Below are 20,208 nucleotides of genomic sequence, written 5' to 3'. Positions count from 1 at the left end.
TCTGGGGTTGCGACGCGACATCACAGGCCCTTCGGGCGAGCGACGAACTCGACGACGCGGCCGACCCAGTCGATCGCGAGCGCGAGGAGTGCGATGAGGAGGGCGCCAGACACGAGCACACTCGTGAGGTACAGGTTGACGCCCGTCGTGATGAGAAGCCCGAGCCCACCGCCGTTGACGAACGCGGCGAGCGCCGCGGTTCCGACGAGTAGGACGAGCGCGGTGCGGATGCCCGCGAGCATCACGGGCACGGCGAGGGGCAGCTCGATGCGGAACAGCACCGACGTGGAACTCATGCCCATTCCGCGCCCGGCTTCGACGAGCCGAGCATCGACGCCGCTGATTCCGATCATCGTGTTGCGCAGAACCGGGAGAGCGGCGTAGAGCACGAGAGCCGTGATCGACGCCCAGAAACCGGAGGCGATGAAGATCGCGAGAAGCACGAGGAGCCCCAGAGCGGGAGCGGCCTGACCGAAGTTGGCGACGACGAGCACGGGAGGAACGAACTTGCGGAGCGCCGACCTCGTGAGCAGGATGCCGAGCGGAATGGCGATCGCGAGCACGATGAGCGCCGCCGTGAACGTCAGCGCGAGATGCTCGACCGTCGCACTCCAGAGGGCGCCGGGGTCGAGTGTCGTGCGCTCCGTCGCGGTGAGCGGCGCGAAAGAAAGCCAGGCCAGGAAGCCGCCGAGCACGACGAGGATGCCGATCGGCTGGGCGATGAGGCTGCGCCACGAGACCGTGGGCGGCGCGGCATCCGCCTTGGTCTCGACCGCCGTGACCTCACTCACGGGTGTCGCCACCCGACACTGCGGTTGGCCCCGCAGCGGGGGTGCGGGGAGCGTGCTCGTCGGTACCGTTGCTCGCGACACCGCCGATGGGTCCGGTGTTGGTGCCGACAGGCGCTGATGCCGCCGTCGAGGCCGCTTCTCTCGCTGCCGTGATCGCGGTCATGACCGTCTCGACGTTGATGACACCGATGAACGCATCGCGTTTGCCCGTGACGAGCGCGGCCCCCGCACTCGAGACGAGCATCTCGTCGAGGGCGTCGTTCAGGGTCGCGCGACGCCCGACGACGGGAAGCCGCGGGTCGGGGGTCGAGTCGATGGAGTCGAGTCGATTGAGCTGCCGACGGCTCAGCCACTGGATCGGGCGGTCACGCTCGTCGAGAACGACGACGTGATTGTGTCCGGCCTGTTCGATCGCCCCGAGCACCGCCCGCGGGTCGTCGCCGGGTTTCGCGGTGATCGCGTCGGCGAGTTCGACCCCTTCGACGCGCTGGAGAGTGAGTTGCTTGAGTCCGGCACCGGAGCCGATGAAGTTCTCGACGAACTCGTTCGCCGGCTCGGCGAGGATGCGCTCGGGGGTGTCGTACTGCACGATCTGCGCCCCGTCGGTGAAGACGACGATCCAGTCGCCGAGCTTCACCGCCTCGTCGAAGTCGTGGGTGACGATGATGATCGTCTTCTGCAGCTCCTCCTGAATCCGAATGAGCTCGTCTTGCAGTCGCTGTCGCGTGATCGGGTCGACCGCGCCGAAAGGCTCGTCCATCAGCAACACGGGAGGGTCGGCGGCGAGGGCGCGCGCGACACCGACACGCTGTTGCTGACCACCCGAGAGTTCTTTCGGGTACCGGTCGCGGTAGGCGGCGGGGTCGAGGGACACGAGATTGAGCAGCTCGTCGACGCGAGCCGCGATACGGTCGGACTTCCACCCGAGCATCTTCGGCACGATGGCGATGTTCGCGGCGACGGTCATGTGCGGAAAGAGTCCGCCGGCCTGGATGACGTATCCGATCCGGCGGCGCAACTCGTCGCCGTCGATGCTCGTGACGTCTTCGTCGCCGAGGACGATGCGACCGTCGGTCGGCTCGATGAGGCGGTTGATCATTTTGAGCGTCGTGGTCTTGCCGCAACCGGACGGCCCGACGAGCATGACGATCTTGCCCGCGGGGATCTCGAGCGTCAGGCCGTCGACTGCGGCCCCCGATTGCCCGGGGTACCGCTTGGTGACCTTGTCGAGCAGGATCGACTTTCCGCTCACGCCCGCGGGTTCGCCTGCGGAGTCGGAGCGGTCGGCGGTGACGGTGGGTGTTTCAGACACGGATACCTCGCGAAGTGGTCAGTCGGCCGATGCCGACGAGGATGAGGTCGAGCACGAGAGCGAGCAGCACGACGCCGATGACGGCGGTGAGCACGGACTCGAGGGAGTTGGCTCCGCCGAGTCGGGAGAGGCCGGAGAAGATGAGCCCGCCGAGGCCCGGACCGAGAACGAACGCGGCGACGGCGGCGATGCCCATGACGAGCTGCGCCGAGACACGGATGCCCCCGAGGATGACGGGCCACGCGAGGGGCAGCTCGATCTGGAAGAACGCGCGGACACGCCCCATCCCGATGCCGCGCGCAGATTCGACGATCGCGGGGTCGACGCCGGTGAACCCGACGATCGCGTTGCGCAGGATCGGCAACACGGCGAAGAACGTGCACACGGCGACCGCGGGAGCGACGCCGAACCCGAGCGGGGTGACGAGCAACCCGATGAGGGCGAACGCGGGGATCGTGAGCCCGATCGCCGAGATGCCGTTGGTGAGCGCACTCAACCGGGGGCTGCGGTACACCAGGGCGGCGATCGCCACGGCGATGACCGTGGCGAGGATCACACACTGCACCACGAGGCTGAAGTGCTGCAGCGACGCGAACGCTATCTGGTCGAAGCGCTCACTCAGGAATTCCCACATAGCGCACCTCGTCACATCGGTTATGTATCAGCGTCAGTCGAGCCGCCCGACGGGGCGACCAGCCACTGACCATACCGAGAGCGTGATGGCCGAACCACCCCTTGCATCCTCGGCGGAACAGGGAATCCGCGGTCGCGCAGCTCCCCCGATGCCAATGGTCGTATCGACGGATCGAGGATGGCGCCCGGCCATTTGCGCCCCTCTGCGCGGCCCAACCGTTACCGAAACGAGATGCGCTCACGCGATGTCGGCGCTAGTGTTCGCCCGGTCGATCAGCGGGGCGCGGAATCGTGATCGCGAGAAGCGCGACCGCGAGGAGGAACACCGCACCGACGAAGAACGCGGCGCCGTAGGAGACCGAATCGGCGAGGAGTCCCGCGGCGATCGGACCGACGATCGCACCGACATCCGAGAACATCGAGAACACCGCGACGGGCCTGCCCCCGCGACCCGCGACGGCGTCTCCGACGAGAGCGGCCGGCGCCGTGCCCATGAATGCGGCGGCGACCCCGTAGACGCTCAAGAGCACCGTGAGCATGACGATGTCGGTCGAGAACGGAACGGCCGCGACGACTGCGGCGGCGAGAGCGAAACCCCCGATGACGGCGGGCTTTCGACCGACCATGTCGACGAAGCGAGCGGCGGGGGCGAGGGCGACCGTCTGCGCGACCGCGGCGATCGCGAAGGCGACGCCCGTCGCGGCGGTCGGGTTGCGCAGGACTTCGACGATGAAGAGCGGAACGAGGGCTCCGCGCACACCGAAGGAGGTCCAGCCCTGCGCGAAATTCGCGGCGCACGCGGTCTGGAAACGGCGGTCGCGTGCCACGACGCGCAGCGGCACGCGAACGGCCGCCGCGTCATCCGCCGTCGGCTTCGCTCCCGACCTCAGCAGCACCGCACCGACGGCCCCCGCGACCGCGAGGGTCGCGGCGTAGAAGAAGAACGGTGCCTGGAGCGAGATCGTGGCGAGGAGCCCGCCGATCGCGGGCCCCGCCATCCCGCCGATGAGGAACCCGCCCTGATAGAAGCCGACCGCGCGAGCCCGCATCGTCGGGGCCGTCGAACCGAGCAGCAGCGTCATCGCGGCGACGCTGAACATCGCCGAACCGATGCCGCCGACCCCGCGGAGGATGAGCAACTGCGGGTAGTCCTGGGCGATGCCGACGAGTCCGCTCGACACCGCGACGATTCCGATGCCGATCGAGAGCACACTGCGCTCTCCGAGCGCGTCGATCATCCGGCCGACCACGGGGCTCGCGACGAGCCTCATGAGGGCGAACGCCGAGACGACCGCCCCGACCTCGACGTAGCCGACACCGAAACTGCGGGCGTAGACGGGGAGCACGGGGATGACGACGCCGAAGCCGACCATGACGAAGAACGCGATGACGCCGAGCACGTAGACGTCGCGCGAGAGGCGCGGGCGGTCGGCGCGAGGAACGGAGTTTCGGCGGGTGCGGCGCCACCACGGAGCGGAGCGTGGCGCAGGCATTACCTCAGGGTAGGCGGTTTCGCCGACGCGATCAGACGAGCCTCGATGCTCCCGCTCGCGAGCGCCACAGCACCCACGCGAAGTACGGCGCCCCGACGAGCGCGGTCACGAGACCGGCGGGCAACTGGTCGGGGGCGATGACCGTGCGGCCGACGACATCCGCGACGCACACGAGGAGCCCGCCGAGGATGGCGGCGACGGGGAGGATGCGCGAGTGTCGCCCGCCGACGAGAGCGCGCGCGGCGTGCGGGGCCACGAGTCCCACGAACGAGATGACCCCCACCGACGCGACCGCGGTGGCCGTGAGCACGACCGCGACGCACAGGAGAGCGAAGCGCGCTCGGGAGACGTCGATGCCCGCGAGTCGCGGCGTCTCGTCGTCGAGCGCGAGCAGGTCGAGGTCGCGGCGGCTCGCGACGAGCAGGGGGATCGCGACGGCGATCGCGATCGCGACGGGGGCGATCGCGGCGAACGAGCGTCCGTAGGTCGACCCCGCGAGCCACGTGAGGGCTTTCGTGCTGTTGAAGGGGTCGGTGAGCACGACGAGGAGCGTGATCATCGCGAGGCTCGCGGCCGAGACCGCGATTCCGATGAGCACGAGGCGGTTCTGCGCGAGACCCCCGCGCGCGGCGAGCCCGAACACGATCGACGCGGCGACGACGGCACCGACGAGGGCCGCTCCCGTGACGAGCCACGCGCTCGCGAGCGGCACGATCGTGATGACGGCGATCGCGGCGAGCCCCGCTCCCCCGACGACGCCGAGGATGCCCGGTTCGGCGAGGGCGTTGCGCGACACCGCTTGCACGAGCGCTCCCGCGAGCGCGAGCGCGGCGCCCGCGAGCACCGCGGCGAGCACGCGAGGCATCCGGGTGTCGAGGATGAACGTCACCCCCGTGCCCGCCTGCCCCGTGATCCAGTTGGCGACGTCGCCGAGCAGCAGCTTGGCGTCACCGAGCAGGCTCGAGGCGACCACGAGGGCCACGAGGAGCACGACGGCGACGACGAGGGTCACGAGGTAGCGCCGCACCGATCGCACGCGCGTGAGCCCCGCCGCGGTCGAGGTCGCCCCGGTGTCGCGCATTCGCCACGCGAGCGCGGTGAGGAACACCGCCCCGAGCATCGTCGTCACGACGCCCGTGGGCACGGCGACACTGCGGTCGCTCCCGACGAACACGCGCAGGAGCACGTCGGCCCCGAGCACGATCGCGACCCCCGCGAGCCCCGCGAGCGGAATGAGTGCGCGGTGGCGGTGCAGCCCGCGGATGCGGGGAGCGAGGAGCCGGATGATCGCGGGCGCACACAGCCCGACGAAACCGATCGGGCCCGCGATCGTGACCGCCGCGGCCGCGAGCAGCACCGCGACCACGACCGTGAGGATGCGCGTCATCCGCGGGTTGACTCCGACGACACGCGCGGCGTCGTCGCCGAGACCGAGGATGTCGAGTCGGCGGCCGAGCAGGAGGAGCACGATGACGGCGACGACGATGACGGGGGCCATGCTCCGGGCGGCGGCGATGCCGATCTGCGCGAGGCTGCCGCTCCCCCACGAGAACAGGCCGACGGTGTCTTGCGCGAAGAGAAGGAGCAGCATGCTCGTGACGGCCGAGAGCCCGAGGGCGATCGCCGACCCGGCGAGCACGAGCCGCACGGGGCCGCTGCCACCCGAGGAGAGCCCGAGAACGAGGGCCGCCGCGAGAAGGCCACCGGCGAAGGCGACGAGACCCGTGGGGATCACGGGGAGGCTGATGCCGAACGCCGCGACCGCGACGATCGCGAGGTGGGCTCCCGCGTTGACCGCGAGGGTGTCCGGCGAGGCGAGGATGTTGCGGGAGACCGATTGCATCGCCGCCCCCGCAGCCCCGAGGGCGAACCCGACGAGTAGTCCGGCGACGAGTCGCGGTGCCCGCGACGCCACGAGGACCGCGGCCGCGTCATCCGAGCCGTCGGCAGCGCGCCCGCCGAGAAGCGCGAGGAGGTCTGCCGCGCCGACCGCCGCGGTGCCCTGGGTCAGGTGCACCGCGGCGATGACGGCGATCGCCGCGATGAGGCCGGCCGCGAGCGCAGGCACTCCCCAACCGACGCGTCGCCCCGGGTCCGTGCGCCCCTCGGGCACGGCGGATCTCGGGGCGAGCGCGGTCTGATTCACGGGGGCGGCGGGGTGCGGGTCGGCGGGGTGCGGGTCGGCGGCTCGGCGGGTCAGCTGAGGGCGTCGACGAGGGAGTCGATGTAGACCTCCATCGACGAGGCGCCGCCGAACATCCAGATGCCGTCGGGGAGCCTCGTGACGTCGCCCGCTTCGACGAACGGGAGCGACTCCCACACGGCGTTGCCCGCGAGGGTCGACGCGTAGGCGTCGTCTTCTTCGGACCCGTTGGTGATGTAGACGAAGTTCACGTCGTCGGGGAGCGCCGTGAGGCCTTCGACGTCGGTTGCGGCGAGACCGTATGCCGGGTCGCCCTCGAGGTCCCACGGCATCGTGAGGCCGAGCTCCTCGTTGACCGACGCGATGAGAGAACCCTCGACGTACGGCCGGATCGAGACGGCACCGCCCGCGACGTACGCGTCGGAGAACGCGACGGGCGCCCCCTCGAGACCGGCGTCCTCGATGGCGGCGGCACCGTCGGCGACCGCCGTCTCGAAGCCCGCGAGCACCTCGTCGGCGACGTCGCTCGTGCCCGTCGCTTCGGCGATCATGCGCGTGTTGTCATACATCCGCTCGATCTGCGCGCTCGCGTCTGCCGAGGTGATGACGATCACGGGGACGATCTCCTCGAGCTGCGCGATCGCGGCTTCGGGGAGGTCGCTCGTGGCGACGACGAGGTCGGGGTCGAGGCTCGCGATCGTGTCGATGCTCGGCTCGCCGCGCGTGCCGATGTCTTCGACGTCGCCGTCGAGCGGCTCGGAGGTGACCCACGCGGAGTAGCCCTCGACGTCCGCAGCCCCGACGGGCATGACACCGAGCGACACGAGGTGCTCGACGACGTTCCACTCGGTGCCGACGACGCGCGTCGCGGGTCCGTCGAGTTCGACATCGACACCGCGGGCGTCGGTGATCGTGATCGGGCCGCCGCTCACCGCGGCATCCTCGTCGGTGGTCGACTCGGTGGTGCCGCAGGCGGCGAGGGCGAGAGTGACGGATGCCGCCGCGACGAGCGCGGTGAGGGTTCTGCGGCGTGCTGCTGACTTCAAGGGTGAGGTGATCATCGCGGTGTGGGTGTTCTTTCGTGTCGTGAGTGGTGGCGGCCGATCGCGCGAGTGCGCAAGCCGCCGGTGAGGGGATCGTGGTCGACGTCGATGCGGATGCCGTAGACGTCGCTGAGGCGCTCAGGGGTGAAGACGTCGGCGGCGGCACCCGTCGCGACGATCGCGCCGTCGGCGAGCAGCACGACGGTGTCGGCGACGGACGCGGCCTGGTCGAGGTCGTGGAGCACGACGCCGATCGTGACGCCGTGGTCGTCGGAGAGTTCGCGCACGAGGTCGAGGATCTCGACCTGGTAGCGGAGGTCGAGGAACGTCGTGGGCTCGTCGAGCAGGAGCACTCCGGTCTCTTGCGCGAGGCAGCTCGCGAGCCAGACCCTCTGCATCTGACCGCCCGAGAGCCGGTCGATCGCACGGCCCGCGAACTCGTGGACGCCCGTGACGGTCATCGCGTGCTCGATCGCCGCCGCGCCACCGGGGTCTCCCCCGCGCCAACGGCCACGGTGCGGGTGCCTGCCGAACTCGACGACGTCGCGCACGGTGATGCCCGTGGCCGGAGGCCGTGTCTGAGCGAGGAGGGTGACGCGGCGCGCGAAGTCGCCGCGCGCGAGGAGGAGGGCGTCGGTGTCGTCGTCGAGCTGCACGCCGCCGAGTCGCGGGGCGTGCAGTCGCGCGACAGCACGCAGGAGGGTCGACTTGCCGCTCCCGTTGGGCCCGACGAGGGCCGTGACCGTTCCCGCCTCGAAGCTGATGCTCGCGTCGTGCACGACGTCGGTCTTCTCGTAATCGAGAGTGAGCGCACGGCCGCGGATGCCGGTGGGGACGCGTTCGCTGCTCACGTATCGAGACGTTAGCTTAGGCTTACCTAAACACGCAACTCGCTCTCCTGCGAACCCGCTCGACAACCGCCGGGAATCGGCGGGCGGGCCTCACCGGGCGTCGCGATACCTCCACATCGTGAGTGATCCGAAGACGGCGATGAGCACGGCCGACCAGGCGAGCGTGAGCGGCAGAGTCACGCTCCGACACGTCGTCGGAAGCGGAGGCGGAGGCGATGATTGCAGGCTCCCAGAGCGCAGCGGCGGAGCCTCGTGTGTTTCAGTGCTGGGGTACCTGGACTCGAACCAAGAACAAAAGAATCAGAATCTTCCGTGTTGCCAATTACACCATACCCCACCGTTTCCGACCGGAATCGGGACGACAGTCCACTTTAGCCTACGAGCGGAGCCGAGTCATACTCGGGCGCACGAACGCCGCTCGCCGGTCGCTCGCACCCGCCGCAGTCGCACGCCGAAATCGGTCAGAGCGCGCCGAGGAGGTCTTCGTTGAGAGCCGACGCGACGCGTGCTCCCGCACCCGCGGCGACGATGAGCTGCTGGGGTCCCGGCGGCGTCGAATCGCCCGCGGCGTAGACGCCGGGCACGGTCGTGCGCCCCCGCGCGTCGACGACGAGGAGGCCCAGGTCATCGACCTCGAGCCCGAGGGATGCCGCGTACTCGAGTTTCGGGGCATACCGCGGCCGCACGAACGCCGCCGTGCGCGGCACGACCTCACCGTCGGCGAGGCGCACGCCCGTGAGTCCGGTCTGGTCGCCCTCGACGTCGGCGAGGGGGCGCCGGTCGACGCGGATGCCCCGCTTCAGGAGACCCGCCTCATCCGCCGCCGTGATCTCGCCGACGCCGTTCGTAAACACGATGACGTCGTCGCTCCACTGGGAGACGAGGAGGGCCCTCGAGGCGAGGTCGTCGGTCTCGCCGATGACGGCGATCGGTTTGTCGCGCTCCTCCCAGCCGTCGCACTCGATGCAGCTGTGGATGCTCGTGCCGTAGAACGCGCGCAGGGTCGGGAGCGCGGGCATGATCTCGGTGAGCCCGGTCGTGATGACGACGGAGCGCGCGCGGTAGACCGCCTTCGTGAAGCCCGGGCCCTTCGTCGAGACCTCGAAGGCGTCATCCGCCCGATCGATCGAGACGACCATCGACTGGTGGAACTCGTAGTTCGGGTAGGCCTCGAGCTCCTCGCGACCGAGGCGCCGCAGCTCGAGGGGCGAGACACCGTCGCGCGTGATGAAGCCGTGCGAGTGGAACGTCGCGGCGTTGCGCGGACGGTTGCTGTCGATCACGACGAGGCGTCGACGCGCGCGCACGAGGTTGAGTGCGGCACTCAGACCCGCGGGACCGGCCCCGATGATCGCGACGTCGCTGATCGGGGCGTCGACCCCGGCGGTGCTCACCTCGCTCATAGCGACGCCGCGAACCTCTCGATCCGGCGCAGCGACGACTCGCGGCCGAGCAGTTCGAGCGACTCGAAGAGGGGCGGGCTGATGCGGCGCCCCGAGATCGCGGTGCGCACGGGGCCGAACGCGAGGCGGGGCTTGAGCCCGAGCTCGTCGATGAGGGCCGTGCGCAATGCCGCCTCGGTGCTCTCGGTCGTCCACTCGTCGAGACCGCTCAGTGCGGCGAGCGCGGCGTCGAGGGTCGGCCTGACGTCACCCTTGGGCATCGCGTCGGCTTCCCACACGATGTCGTCGTCTGCGGTGAAGAGAAAGGCGAGCAGCCCCGGCGCTTCGCTGAGAAGCTGCATGCGCTCCTGCACGAGAGGCGCCGCGGCGAGAATCGTCGCGTCGTCGCGCGGCGACTCCGCGATGCCGGCGAGGTAGGGCGTGAGGCGGCGCGCGAACTCGTCGACCGGGAGCATCCGGATGTGGTCGCCGTTGATCGACTCGGCTTTCGCGAGGTCGAAGCGCGCGGGGTTCGGGTTCACATCGGCGACGTCGAACGCGGCGATCATCTCGTCGATCGTGAAGACGTCGCGATCGTGGGTGAGCGACCAGCCGAGCAGCGCGAGGTAGTTGATGAGGCCCTCGGGCACGAAACCGCGGTCGCGGTGGTGGAAGAGGTTCGACTCGGGGTTGCGCTTGCTGAGCTTCTTGTTGCCCTCGCCCGTGACGGTGGGGAGGTGCCCGAAGCGCGGGATCGCCGTGGCCACGCCGATCTCGATGAGCGCGTGATAGAGCGCGATCTGACGCGGGGTCGACGAGAGCAGGTCTTCGCCGCGCAACACGTGGGTGACCCCCATGAGCGCGTCGTCGACGGGGTTCACGAACGTGTAGAGCGGTGCACCGCTGGGCCTCACGACGACGAAGTCGGTGAAGCTCCCGGCGGGAAAGGTGATCTCGCCGCGCACGAGGTCGTCGAAGCTCAATTCGGTGTCGGGCACCCGGAGCCTGAGCGCCGGAGCGCGGCCCTCGGCGAGGTAGGCCTCGCGCTGCTCGGCGGTGAGCTCGCGCTCGAAGTTGTCGTAGCCCTGCTTGGGATCGCGACCGGCGGCGACGTTGCGCGCCTCGATCTCCTCGCCCGTCGCGAAGCTCTCGTAGAGGTGCCCGCTCGCACGCAGCTTCTCGATGATCTGCGAGTAGATGTCGGAGCGCTGCGACTGGCGGTAGGGGCCGTGAGGGCCACCGACGTCGACGCCCTCGTCCCAATCGAGACCGAGCCAGCGGAGGCCCTCGATAATCTGCGCGTAGCTCTCCTCGCTGTCGCGCGCGGCATCGGTGTCTTCGATGCGGAAGATGAGCTTGCCCCCGGTGTGCCGCGCGTACGCCCAGTTGAAGAGGGCGGTGCGGATGAGCCCCACGTGAGGCGTTCCCGTCGGCGACGGGCAGAAACGCACGCGCACGTCGCTTCCGGTCGCAGTGGTGAAAAGGGCGGGAGCGGAGGTGTCAGACATGGCTCCCCGATTCTAGAGGGCCGACCCTCGAGAGCCCCGCGGGTCACGACCCGAGCGACCCGAGCGACCCGACCGTCCCGGGCCTCACGACCCGAGCGTCACGAGGGCGAGCGCGGCCGACGCGATGAACGCCCACGAGGCGAGCCCGACCACGAGCGCTCGCCAGCCCGTGCGCACGAGGGTCGCGATCCTCACCGCCGAACCGAGCGCCACGAGTGCGGCCGCGAGCACGATCACCTGCACGCCGTCTACGACCTCGAGCATCGGAGTCGGCAGCGGCACGAGGGTGTTGACGAGCACGGCCGCGAGAAACCCGACCACGAAGAGGGGCACGATCGGTGCGCGGCCGGTCACGCCCTCGCGAGGCGTGCCCGCGGCATCCGCCCGACGATCGCGCACGCGCAGCGCCGTCGTCGCGATCGCGACCATCGGCGCGAGCATGAGCACGCGCGTGAGTTTGACGACGACGGCGATCGCGAGAGCGGCCGCCCCCGCGGTCTGGGCTGTCGCGACGACCTGGCCGACGTCGTGCACGCTCGCGCCGACCCAGCGCCCGAACTGCTCGGGGTCGAGACCCACGAGAGAGCCGGCGAGCGGCAGCACCGCGATCGCGAGGGTGCCGCACAGGGTCACGAGAGCCACGGGGGTCGCCTGCTGTCGGGCGTCACTGCGCGTCGCGGCCCCCATCGCGCCGATCGCCGATGCCCCGCAGATGGAGAATCCGGCGGCGATGAGGAGCGGCTCGTCGCCGGGTAGCCGCATCGCGCGCCCGAACCCCCACGTCGCGAAGAACGTCGCGACCACGAGCGCGACGATCGCGAGAACCGCGACGACACCGAGATCGGCGATGTCGACGAGGCTCAGTCTGAATCCGAGCAGCACGATTCCGACCCTCATGAGGGTCTTCGAGGCGAAGCGGATACCCGGCGCGAGCGGCCCGTCGAGCAGCGGCTTCGCGGCGGGGAGCTGCCCCACGACGATGCCGAGCACGACGGCGGCCGTGAGGAGCGGCACCACGGGAAGGGCGAGCGCGACGATGGCCGCGAGCAGAGCCCCCGCCCCGGCGACGGCGAGACCGGGGGCGAGAGCGCGAGCGCGCGCAGCCACGATCAGCGGTTGCGTGCGGGGTTCGAGAGCGTGCCGATGCCCTCGATCGTGATGTCGACGGTCTGACCGTCGGTGAAACCGCCGAGCCCGGCGGGAGTTCCGGTCATGATGATGTCACCGGGCAGGAGGGTGAAGACGTCGGAGGCGAACTCGATGATCTCGGGGATCGTGTGGATCATGTCGGCGGTCGACCCCGCGCGGCGCTGCTCGCCGTCGACGAAGGTCGTGATCGCGACGTTCTGGGCGTCGAGGTCGGTCTCGATCCACGGCCCGATGGGCGCGAAGGTGTCGTAGCCCTTCGCCCTCGCCCACTGACCGTCGGCGAACATGACGTCGCGCGCCGAGACGTCGTTGCCGATCGTGTAGCCGAACACGACGCTCGCGTAGTCCTCGGCCTTCACCTGCTTGGCGATCGACCCGATCACGACGACGAGTTCACCCTCGTGCACGATGCGGCCTTCGACCGGGGGGATGACGATCGTGTCGCCCGGGCCGACGACGGCCGTGTTGGGCTTGAGGAAGAGGAGCGGGTTGGCCGGGCCGATGTCGCCCATGTCGCTCTTGTGGTCGGCGTAGTTGAGTCCGACGCAGATGACCTTCGACCGCGGGATGACGGGCGCGAGCAGTTTCGCGTCGCTCAGCGCAACGCGCTCCCCCGTGGTGTCGAATCCGCTGAACATGGGGTCGCCCGTGAGAACGACGAGGGCGTCGTCGTCGACGATGCCGTAGCGAGGGTCTCCACCGGTGCTGAATCGCGCGATCTTCACGGTGTCGAGACTATCGCCTGGGCCCTGCGGCCCCCGACGGCACAGCGCGGGCTCGGTCGCCCACGCCCCTGCCCGCACCCGCGCTCACGCGAGTCGCGTCATCCACCCGTGGGGGTCGTCGCGACGGCCGTACTGGATGTCGGTGAGCTCGTCGCGCAGCGACATCGTCAGTTCACCTGGCGCGGCATCCGCTGACCCGATCTCGACCCCGTCGCCCTTGAGCTGAGCGATGGGCGTGATGACGGCGGCCGTGCCGCACGCGAACACCTCGGTGATGTCGCCGCTCGCGACGCCGTCGCGCCACTCCGCGAGAGACACCCGCCGGCGCTCGACACGGTGGCCGCGGTCTTCGGCGAGCTGGAGCACGCTGTCGCGCGTGATGCCCTCGAGGATGCTGTCGGATTGCGGTGTCACGAGGGTGCCGTCGCGGTAGACGAGCACGACGTTCATGCCGCCGAGCTCCTCGATGTAGGTCTGCTCCTCCGAGTCGAGGAAGAGCACCTGGGCGCACCCGTGCTCGTATGCCTCGGCCTGGGGCAGGAGCGACGACGCGTAGTTTCCGCCCGTCTTCGCGGCGCCCATTCCGCCGCGACCCGCTCGCGAGTAGTGATCGGAGATCCAGATCGACACGGGCGTGACCCCGGTCGCGAAGTAGGCGCCCGCGGGAGACGCGATGACGTAGTAGCCGACCTTCTGGGCGGCGCGCACCCCGAGGAACGCCTCGGTCGCGATCATGAACGGGCGCAGGTAGAGGCTCGTCTCGGGCGCCGACGGCACCCACGCCGAGTCGATGCTCACGAGGCGGCGGAGCGACTCGACGAAGTCGGCCTCGGCGAGCTCGGGAAGGGCGAGCCTCGTCGCCGATCGCCGCAGTCGCGCGGCGTTGGCCTCGGGTCGGAACGACCAGATCGAGTCATCCGCGTGACGGTAGGCCTTGAGCCCCTCGAAGATCTCCTGGGCGTAGTGCAGAACGGATGCCGCGGGGTCGAGTTGCAGTGGTCCGTACGGCGTCACGCGGGCCTCGTGCCACCCCGCGTCGACCGACCAATCGATCTGCACCATGTGGTCGGTGAAGTGTTTGCCGAAGCCCGGGTCGGCGAGGATCGCCTCGCGCTCCGCCGACTCGCGCGCGCTCGTCGACGGGACGTGCTCGAACGTGAGGGGGAAAGTCGTCGCATCGCTCATGGGGTGCCTCCGTGGGTCGCGCTCGAGGTGTCGGGTGAGGTCGGGGTGAGCTGGTGATCGGGGAGCGCTGCGACGATCGCCGCGCCGATCTCGCTCGTCGAGCGCCGGGGGTCGCCGGGGCCGCGGACGGCGAGGTCGCTCGTGACGGCGTCGCGCACCTGCGCGGCGGCATCGGGCAGCTCGAGGTGGTCCAGGAGCATCGCAACCGACAGGATCGCGGCGGTCGGATCGGCGATGCCCTTCCCGGCGATGTCGGGGGCCGAGCCGTGCACCGGTTCGAACATGCTCGGAAAGGCGCCGTCGGGGTTGATGTTGCCCGACGCGGCGAGGCCGATCCCCCCGCTGATGGCGCCGGCGAGGTCGGTCAGGATGTCGCCGAAGAGGTTGTCGGTGACGATCGTGTCGAACCGCGACGGATCGGTCACCAGGAAGATCGTCGCGGCGTCGACATGGAGGTAGTCGACCGCGACATCCGGAAACTCGCTCGAGACGGCGTCGACGGTGCGCTGCCACAGACCGCCCGCGTGCACGAGCACGTTGGTCTTGTGCACGAGGGTGAGCGTGCCCCGACGCGAGCGCGCGGTCTGGAAGGCGAATCTCACGAGGCGCTCGACACCGAAGGCGGTGTTGACGCTCACCTCGTTGGCGATCTCGTGCGGAGTGCCGACACGGATGCCTCCGCCGTTGCCGACGTACGGACCCTCGGTGCCCTCGCGCACGACGACGAAGTCGACGTCGCCCGCGTCGGCGAGCGGCGAGACGACCGACGGGAAGAGCACTGTCGGCCGCAGGTTGACGTAGTGGTCGAACGCGAACCTGAGCTTCAGGAGCAGACCCCGCTCGATGATGCCGCCCGAGAGCCGCGGTTCTCGGGGGTCTCCCCCGACGGCGCCGAGAAGGATGGCGTCGTGAGCGGCAAGAGCCTCGAGATCGCCCGTCGTGAGGATGTCGCCCGTCTCGAGATAGTGGCGGGCGCCGAACGGATACTCGGTCGTCTCGACCGACACCTCGTCGGGCGTCGCGGCCGCGAGCACCGCGAGGGCTTCGGCGACCACTTCGGGCCCGATTCCGTCTCCGGGGATGACGGCGAGGCTGATTCTCCGAGGCATGGATTCACAGTAGCGGAGCCGCCAACGCCCCGATTTCCCCGACCTGAACGTCTGCTGAGGTTAGGGTTGTCGCACATCGAAGTCGACATCGACGTGCTCACCACGATCGGGCGGCCTCACGAAAGGGCAGGCAATCACATGGGTATCGGTTCGGGAATCTTCCTCTTCGTCGTGGGAGCCATTCTGGCTTTCGCGCTCAACGTCGAAACCAGCTTCGTCAACCTCGACCTCGTCGGCTACATCCTCATGGGTGCCGGAGTCGTCATCTTCCTCATCTCCCTCGCGTTCATGCTCAAGAAGCGCTCGAGCGTCGAGGTCACCCGCAACGTCGACGGTGGTGTGCAGCGCGAGACGCGTCGCGACAGCGACCCGCTCATCTAGGGACACCGCTTCTCGACAGACCCGCACGACAGAACGGGCCCGGCACACTGTGCCGGGCCCGTTCTCGTCGTCTCGCGCGACTCAGGTCGTGATGTCGATCTCGCTCATGACGTCGGCGTCGATCGCGAGACGCAGCGACTCGAGCAGGGCGTCGGGCGCCGGGGAGTCGACCGTGAGCACGGCGAGCGCCTGCCCGCCCGCCTCGCGCCGGCTGATTTGCATGCCCGCGATGTTGATGCCCGCCTCGCCGAACTCGCGACCGTAGATCGCGACGATGCCGGGGCGGTCGGTGTAGACCATGACGATGAAGTGGTCGGCCATCGGCACTTCGACGTCGTAGCCGTTGATCTCCACGATCTTCTCGATCTGCTTCGTGCCCGTGAGGGTTCCCGAGACCGATACTTGCGAGCCGTCGCTCAGGGCCCCGCGGATCGTCAGGATGTTGCGGTACTCGTCGCTCACGGCATCCGTGATGAGGCGCACGTCGAGCCCGCGCTGCTCGGCGAGGAGCGGAGCGTTCACGTACGACACCGACTCCGAGACGATGTTCGTGAAGATCCCCTTGAGCGCCGCGAGCTTGAGCACGCTCACGTCGAACTCGACGATCTCGCCGCGCACCTCGATGTCGATGCTCGTGACGGGGCTCTGGGCGAGCCCCGAGAACACCTGACCGAGCTTCTCCATGAGCGGGATGCCGGGGCGCACCGTCGGGTCGATGACCCCGCCTGCCACGTTCACGGCGTCGGGCACGAGCTCTCCCGAGAGCGCGAGGCGCACCGATCGGGCGACCGACACGCCGGCCTTCTCTTGCGCCTCGTCGGTCGAGGCACCGAGGTGCGGGGTGACGATGACGTTGTCGAGGGCGAGGAGCGGTGAACCGGTGGGCGGCTCGCTCACGAAGACATCCAGTCCGGCTCCCGCGATCTCACCCGAGCTGAGGGCTCGGTGCAGGGCGTCTTCGTCGATGAGACCGCCGCGCGCGACGTTGACGATGTAGGCGCTCGACTTCATGAGGGCGAGTTGCGCGTCGGAGATCATGCCCGTGGTCTCGGGGGTCTTCGGCATGTGGATGGTGATGAAGTCCGATTGCGCGAGCAGCTCGTCGAGTGACAGCAGCGTGACGCCGAGCTGCTGGGCGCGCTGGGCGGTCACGTAGGGGTCGTACGCGACGACCCTCGTGCCGAACGCCTGCATGCGCGCCGTGATGAGCGCCCCGATGCGGCCGAGGCCGATGATGCCGATCGTCTTCTCATAGAGCTCGGTGCCCGTGTACTTCGAGCGCTTCCACTGGCCCTGAGCGAGCGCCGCGTGCGCTGGCGGGATGTGCCGGGCGAGGCTCAGGATGTGTCCGACCGTGAGTTCGGCGGCCGAGATGATGTTCGACGTCGGCGCGTTCACGACCATGATGCCCGCGGTCGTCGCCGCCTTGATGTCGACGTTGTCGAGCCCGACACCCGCGCGCGCGATGACCCGCAGCGACGACGCGGCCGCGATCGCCTCGGCATCCATGTGCGTCGCCGAGCGGATCAGGATCGCCTCCGCGTCGGCGAGCGCCGAGATCAGCGCCGCACGATCGGTGCCGTCGACCGATCGCACGTCGAAGTCGGGCCCGAGGGCGTCGACGGTAGCGGGTGAGAGTTCTTCTGCGATCAACACGATCGGCTTCGCCACGGAGAGTCCTTCGATAGCCCGGAAAGTACCGTTGAGAGCCTACTGGGCCGACGAGCGCAAACCGGAAGGGCGCAGACTGGGCGCATGACCGACTCGCCAGCAGACATCGTCGGGGTCGTGCTGCGGGTCGTCGTCGCCCTCGTGTTCGTCGGGATGGGCGTGAACCACTTCAGGCCCGGACCCGCGCGAGTGATGGCGAAGCTCATCCCGCCCCGGCTGAGATTCGACGGGATCGCGAACCCCCTCGCCCTCGTCTACCTCACGGGGGTGTGCGAGATCGCCGGGGGCGTCGGCATCCTCATCCCGGAGCTGCGCGGGGCTGCCGCCGTCGGACTCGTGCTGTTTCTCATCGCGGTGTTCCCCGCCAACGCCTACGCGGCCGAGCACCCCGAGAGGTTCGGTTCGCTCGCGATCCCCTTCTGGCCGCGATTCGCGGGGCAGCTCGTGCTCATCCTCGTGGTCGTGCTCGCCGCGATCCTCTAGGCGAGGGCGGTGAGGCTCGCGGTGAGGGCCGCGACGGCCGCGAGGCCCGCGGCGAAGACGAGCGCGGCCGTGGCGACCGAGTGCCGTCGGCCCACGAGCGCGGCGATCGCGAACCCCGCGACGGGCAGCACGATCGTCACGACGAGCAGTGCCCACGGGGGCGAGATGAGGTCGAGGTCCACGGAGGCGCGCACGGCGTTCTCGGCGTCGACGACGGCGAGCACACCCGTGAGGTTGGCGAGAGCCCCGAAGAGGTCGTAGGCGAAGAGCAGCCCGAAGAGGACGATGACCGCCCAGCGCACGGCACTCATGCGCTCGCGCTGGGGCTGCGGGGGCCGCGCGGACTCCGGCTGCGAGGCCGACTGCGGCGCTCCGGTCGTCATATGCCCGCCCCCGAGACGATGAACGGCCACGGCGCCACGATCACGAGCCCCGCGACGAGCCAACCGACGCGCGCGATCGCCCGGCGACGACGCGTGAGCAGCAGCGTGGCGGTGAACCACAGCGCGGGCGAGGCGATCGAGAGGAACTCGCCGAACTGGAACATGATGTCGATGAAGAGGTTGCTCGCGACGAACACGGACCCCTGGATCGCGATGACCCACCCCACGGTGAACAGAAGGTAAGCGCCCGCGAGCACCCCGTAGACCACGAGGAGCACCGACCCCGTCGCGGACGCGGACTCCGGCCCGGACCCGGTCCCGCGATCGGAGGTCGTGTCGGGATCGGTCGGGCCACCCTCGAGGCCGGGAACCGCAGCATCCGCCTCGTGATCGATGTGGCTGGGGTCGCCGATCTCGTCGCCCCAACTGAGGGCGTCGTCGTTGTCGTCTCGAAGCCTCGCCACTCCCCGAGCCTAACCGCGCCGACCGACCTCGACGTAGGGTGAGACCGCTCGACCGAACAGCAGCGCCGCTGCCCTCGCCGCCACCCCGCACCGTAAGGGACACCCCGATGAGTTTTCTCGACCGTGAACGATCAGTCGCACCCCCCGGATTCAATCGCTGGCTCATCCCCCCGGCGGCGCTCGCGGTGCACCTGTGCATCGGGCAGGCCTACGCGACGAGTGTCTACAAGACCGCCCTCGTCGACCACTTCGAGGCGAGCCTCACCCAGATCGGCATCATCTTCTCGATCGCGATCGTCATGCTCGGGCTCTCCGCCGCGATCCTCGGCACGTGGGTCGACAAGAACGGACCGCGCAAGGCGATGTTCACCGCGGCCCTCCTCTGGTCGGCGGGCTTCGTGATCGGCGCGCTCGGCATCTTCTCCAACCAGCTCTGGCTCGTCTACCTCGGCTACGGCTTCATCGGCGGCATCGGGCTCGGCATCGGCTACATCTCGCCCGTGTCGACCCTCATCAAGTGGTTCCCGGACCGCCCCGGACTCGCCACGGGAATGGCGATCATGGGCTTCGGCGGTGGCGCGCTCATCGCGAGCCCCCTCTCGACCCTCCTGCTCACGGCCTACGACCCCGAGTCGGGCACCGAGGGGTGGGTGGCGAGCGGCGACGCCGTCGGCAAGCTCTTCCTCACCTTCGCCGCGATCTACCTCGTCTACATGATGTTCGGCGCCTTCACGATCCGCGTGCCCGCCGACGGCTGGAAGCCCGCCGGCTTCGACCCGAGCACGGTCAAGACCAAGGCACTCGTGACGACCGACAACGTCTCGGCGAAGAACGCCATCAAGACCCGCCAGTTCTGGCTGCTCTGGGTGGTGCTGTTCTGCAACGTCACCGCGGGCATCGGCATCCTCGAGCAAGCGGCCCCCATGATCCAGGACTTCTTCCGCGACGCCGACGGGGCGTCGGCGGTCAACGCGGCCGTCGCCGGCGGGTTCGTCGGACTGCTGTCGATCGGCAACATGGCCGGGCGTTTCGTGTGGTCGTCGACATCCGACATCATCGGTCGCAAGCGCATCTACATGGTCTATCTCGGTGTGGGTGCCGCTCTTTACATCCTGCTCGCGCTCTTCGGGTTCAGCACGACGTTCCTCTACGTCGCGCTCGCGTTCGTGATCATCTCGTTCTACGGCGGGGGGTTCGCGACGATCCCGGCGTACTTGCGCGACCTCTTCGGCACCTTCCAAGTCGGCGCCATCCACGGTCGGCTGCTCACCGCGTGGTCGGCGGCGGGCATCGCGGGTCCGCTCATCATCAACGCGTTCCTCGACGCCCAGGGCACCCCGGGCGAACTCACGGCGCAGGCCTACCAGCCGGCGCTGCTCACGATGGTGGGTCTGCTCATCATCGGATTCATCGCCAACCTCCTCGTGAAGCCCGTCGCGGCCAAGTACCACGAGCCGGCAGACATGCGCGCGGATGCGACGACCGCCGCGAAGGGAGCCTGA

General features: G+C 69.4%; 19 protein-coding genes and 1 tRNA gene. 3 read left to right on the top strand and 17 right to left on the bottom strand.

Annotation, left to right across the window (positions count from 1 at the left end; all coding sequences use genetic code 11):
• Positions 1 to 20: 20 nt before the first annotated feature.
• The 14 genes from ACLHG5_RS00975 to ACLHG5_RS00910 form a co-directional block, all read right to left on the bottom strand.
• Positions 21 to 791, bottom strand: a complete 771-nt coding sequence (locus ACLHG5_RS00975; RefSeq protein ID WP_411317591.1) for an ABC transporter permease — start codon at positions 789 to 791, stop codon at positions 21 to 23.
• Positions 784 to 2,103 carry an ABC transporter ATP-binding protein gene (locus tag ACLHG5_RS00970; RefSeq protein ID WP_411317590.1) on the bottom strand — a complete coding sequence of 440 codons (1,320 nt, stop codon included), beginning with the start codon at positions 2,101 to 2,103 and terminating at the stop codon, positions 784 to 786. The genes ACLHG5_RS00975 and ACLHG5_RS00970 overlap by 8 nt, the downstream gene beginning before the upstream one ends.
• The gene (locus ACLHG5_RS00965; protein WP_411316076.1) at positions 2,096 to 2,737 is read right to left on the bottom strand and encodes an ABC transporter permease; all 642 of its coding nucleotides are present in this window, start codon (positions 2,735 to 2,737) and stop codon (positions 2,096 to 2,098) included. The genes ACLHG5_RS00970 and ACLHG5_RS00965 overlap by 8 nt, the downstream gene beginning before the upstream one ends.
• Positions 2,738 to 2,990: 253 nt before the next feature.
• Positions 2,991 to 4,229: an MFS transporter gene (locus ACLHG5_RS00960; RefSeq protein ID WP_411317589.1), complete on the bottom strand. Its 1,239-nt coding sequence runs from the start codon at positions 4,227 to 4,229 to the stop codon at positions 2,991 to 2,993.
• Between the two features lie 31 nt (positions 4,230 to 4,260).
• Positions 4,261 to 6,297 carry an iron ABC transporter permease gene (locus ACLHG5_RS00955; RefSeq protein WP_411317588.1) on the bottom strand — a complete coding sequence of 679 codons (2,037 nt, stop codon included), beginning with the start codon at positions 6,295 to 6,297 and terminating at the stop codon, positions 4,261 to 4,263.
• A 128-nt stretch (positions 6,298 to 6,425) separates the two neighbouring features.
• Positions 6,426 to 7,418 carry an ABC transporter substrate-binding protein gene (locus tag ACLHG5_RS00950; protein ID WP_411316080.1) on the bottom strand — a complete coding sequence of 331 codons (993 nt, stop codon included), beginning with the start codon at positions 7,416 to 7,418 and terminating at the stop codon, positions 6,426 to 6,428.
• 11 nt (positions 7,419 to 7,429) lie between these two features.
• Entirely contained in the window at positions 7,430 to 8,266 is an 837-nt protein-coding gene (locus ACLHG5_RS00945; protein ID WP_411316082.1) for an ABC transporter ATP-binding protein, read from the bottom strand.
• 265 nt (positions 8,267 to 8,531) lie between these two features.
• Positions 8,532 to 8,603 (bottom strand) — tRNA-Gln (locus tag ACLHG5_RS00940).
• A 124-nt stretch (positions 8,604 to 8,727) separates the two neighbouring features.
• Positions 8,728 to 9,669, bottom strand: coding sequence for an NAD(P)/FAD-dependent oxidoreductase (locus ACLHG5_RS00935; RefSeq protein ID WP_411317587.1), 942 nt, complete (start codon positions 9,667 to 9,669; stop codon positions 8,728 to 8,730).
• Positions 9,666 to 11,156, bottom strand: coding sequence for a glutamate--tRNA ligase (gene gltX, locus ACLHG5_RS00930; RefSeq protein ID WP_411317585.1), 1,491 nt, complete (start codon positions 11,154 to 11,156; stop codon positions 9,666 to 9,668). Before gltX ends, ACLHG5_RS00935 begins: the two co-directional genes overlap by 4 nt.
• A gap of 84 nt (positions 11,157 to 11,240) precedes the next feature.
• A complete protein-coding gene (locus tag ACLHG5_RS00925; RefSeq protein ID WP_411316085.1) occupies positions 11,241 to 12,263 on the bottom strand; it encodes a YeiH family protein in 1,023 nt (340 codons plus the stop codon).
• 2 nt (positions 12,264 to 12,265) lie between these two features.
• Positions 12,266 to 13,030, bottom strand: coding sequence for a fumarylacetoacetate hydrolase family protein (locus ACLHG5_RS00920; protein ID WP_411317584.1), 765 nt, complete (start codon positions 13,028 to 13,030; stop codon positions 12,266 to 12,268).
• An 84-nt stretch (positions 13,031 to 13,114) separates the two neighbouring features.
• Entirely contained in the window at positions 13,115 to 14,215 is a 1,101-nt protein-coding gene (locus tag ACLHG5_RS00915; protein ID WP_411317583.1) for a branched-chain amino acid aminotransferase, read from the bottom strand.
• A complete protein-coding gene (locus ACLHG5_RS00910) occupies positions 14,212 to 15,324 on the bottom strand; it encodes a 3-isopropylmalate dehydrogenase (protein WP_411317582.1) in 1,113 nt (370 codons plus the stop codon). Before ACLHG5_RS00910 ends, ACLHG5_RS00915 begins: the two co-directional genes overlap by 4 nt.
• A 66-nt stretch (positions 15,325 to 15,390) precedes the next feature.
• On the opposite strand from ACLHG5_RS00910, the gene ACLHG5_RS00905 reads away from it, so the two are divergent.
• Positions 15,391 to 15,705: a DUF6458 family protein gene (locus ACLHG5_RS00905; protein WP_411316089.1), complete on the top strand. Its 315-nt coding sequence runs from the start codon at positions 15,391 to 15,393 to the stop codon at positions 15,703 to 15,705.
• Positions 15,706 to 15,786: 81 nt separating this feature from the next.
• Here ACLHG5_RS00905 and serA read toward each other — a convergent pair whose 3' ends face one another.
• The gene (gene serA / locus ACLHG5_RS00900; RefSeq protein ID WP_411317581.1) at positions 15,787 to 17,376 is read right to left on the bottom strand and encodes a phosphoglycerate dehydrogenase; all 1,590 of its coding nucleotides are present in this window, start codon (positions 17,374 to 17,376) and stop codon (positions 15,787 to 15,789) included.
• Positions 17,377 to 17,460: 84 nt separating this feature from the next.
• Between serA and ACLHG5_RS00895 the strand changes: the two genes are divergently transcribed.
• Entirely contained in the window at positions 17,461 to 17,859 is a 399-nt protein-coding gene (locus ACLHG5_RS00895; RefSeq protein ID WP_411316091.1) for a DoxX family protein, read from the top strand.
• Here the strand turns inward: ACLHG5_RS00895 and ACLHG5_RS00890 are convergent.
• The gene (locus tag ACLHG5_RS00890) at positions 17,856 to 18,242 is read right to left on the bottom strand and encodes a hypothetical protein (protein ID WP_411317580.1); all 387 of its coding nucleotides are present in this window, start codon (positions 18,240 to 18,242) and stop codon (positions 17,856 to 17,858) included. The two genes, ACLHG5_RS00895 and ACLHG5_RS00890, sit on opposite strands and share 4 nt — an antisense overlap.
• The gene (locus ACLHG5_RS00885; protein ID WP_411317579.1) at positions 18,239 to 18,706 is read right to left on the bottom strand and encodes a hypothetical protein; all 468 of its coding nucleotides are present in this window, start codon (positions 18,704 to 18,706) and stop codon (positions 18,239 to 18,241) included. Before ACLHG5_RS00885 ends, ACLHG5_RS00890 begins: the two co-directional genes overlap by 4 nt.
• A 107-nt stretch (positions 18,707 to 18,813) precedes the next feature.
• Here ACLHG5_RS00885 and ACLHG5_RS00880 point away from each other — a divergent pair, with 107 nt between their 5' ends.
• Positions 18,814 to 20,208, top strand: a complete 1,395-nt coding sequence (locus ACLHG5_RS00880; RefSeq protein ID WP_411316095.1) for an OFA family MFS transporter — start codon at positions 18,814 to 18,816, stop codon at positions 20,206 to 20,208.

The organism is Marisediminicola sp. LYQ85 (genome assembly GCF_046600695.1).
Taxonomy (GTDB): domain Bacteria; phylum Actinomycetota; class Actinomycetes; order Actinomycetales; family Microbacteriaceae; genus Marisediminicola.
This window is presented reverse-complemented; position numbering and strand designations above follow the sequence as displayed.

Bases quoted from the DNA above. Each gene is read 5' to 3' on its own strand.
- ACLHG5_RS00910 (WP_411317582.1), bottom strand. From the start codon at position 15,324: ATGCCTCGGAGAATCAGCCTCGCCGTCATCCCCGGAGACGGAATCGGG.
- ACLHG5_RS00915 (WP_411317583.1), bottom strand. From the start codon at position 14,215: ATGAGCGATGCGACGACTTTCCCCCTCACGTTCGAGCACGTCCCGTCG.
- ACLHG5_RS00965 (WP_411316076.1), bottom strand. From the start codon at position 2,737: ATGTGGGAATTCCTGAGTGAGCGCTTCGACCAGATAGCGTTCGCGTCG.
- gltX (WP_411317585.1), bottom strand. From the start codon at position 11,156: ATGTCTGACACCTCCGCTCCCGCCCTTTTCACCACTGCGACCGGAAGC.
- ACLHG5_RS00935 (WP_411317587.1), bottom strand. From the start codon at position 9,669: ATGAGCGAGGTGAGCACCGCCGGGGTCGACGCCCCGATCAGCGACGTC.
- ACLHG5_RS00890 (WP_411317580.1), bottom strand. From the start codon at position 18,242: ATGACGACCGGAGCGCCGCAGTCGGCCTCGCAGCCGGAGTCCGCGCGG.
- ACLHG5_RS00895 (WP_411316091.1), top strand. From the start codon at position 17,461: ATGACCGACTCGCCAGCAGACATCGTCGGGGTCGTGCTGCGGGTCGTC.
- ACLHG5_RS00960 (WP_411317589.1), bottom strand. From the start codon at position 4,229: ATGCCTGCGCCACGCTCCGCTCCGTGGTGGCGCCGCACCCGCCGAAAC.
- ACLHG5_RS00880 (WP_411316095.1), top strand. From the start codon at position 18,814: ATGAGTTTTCTCGACCGTGAACGATCAGTCGCACCCCCCGGATTCAAT.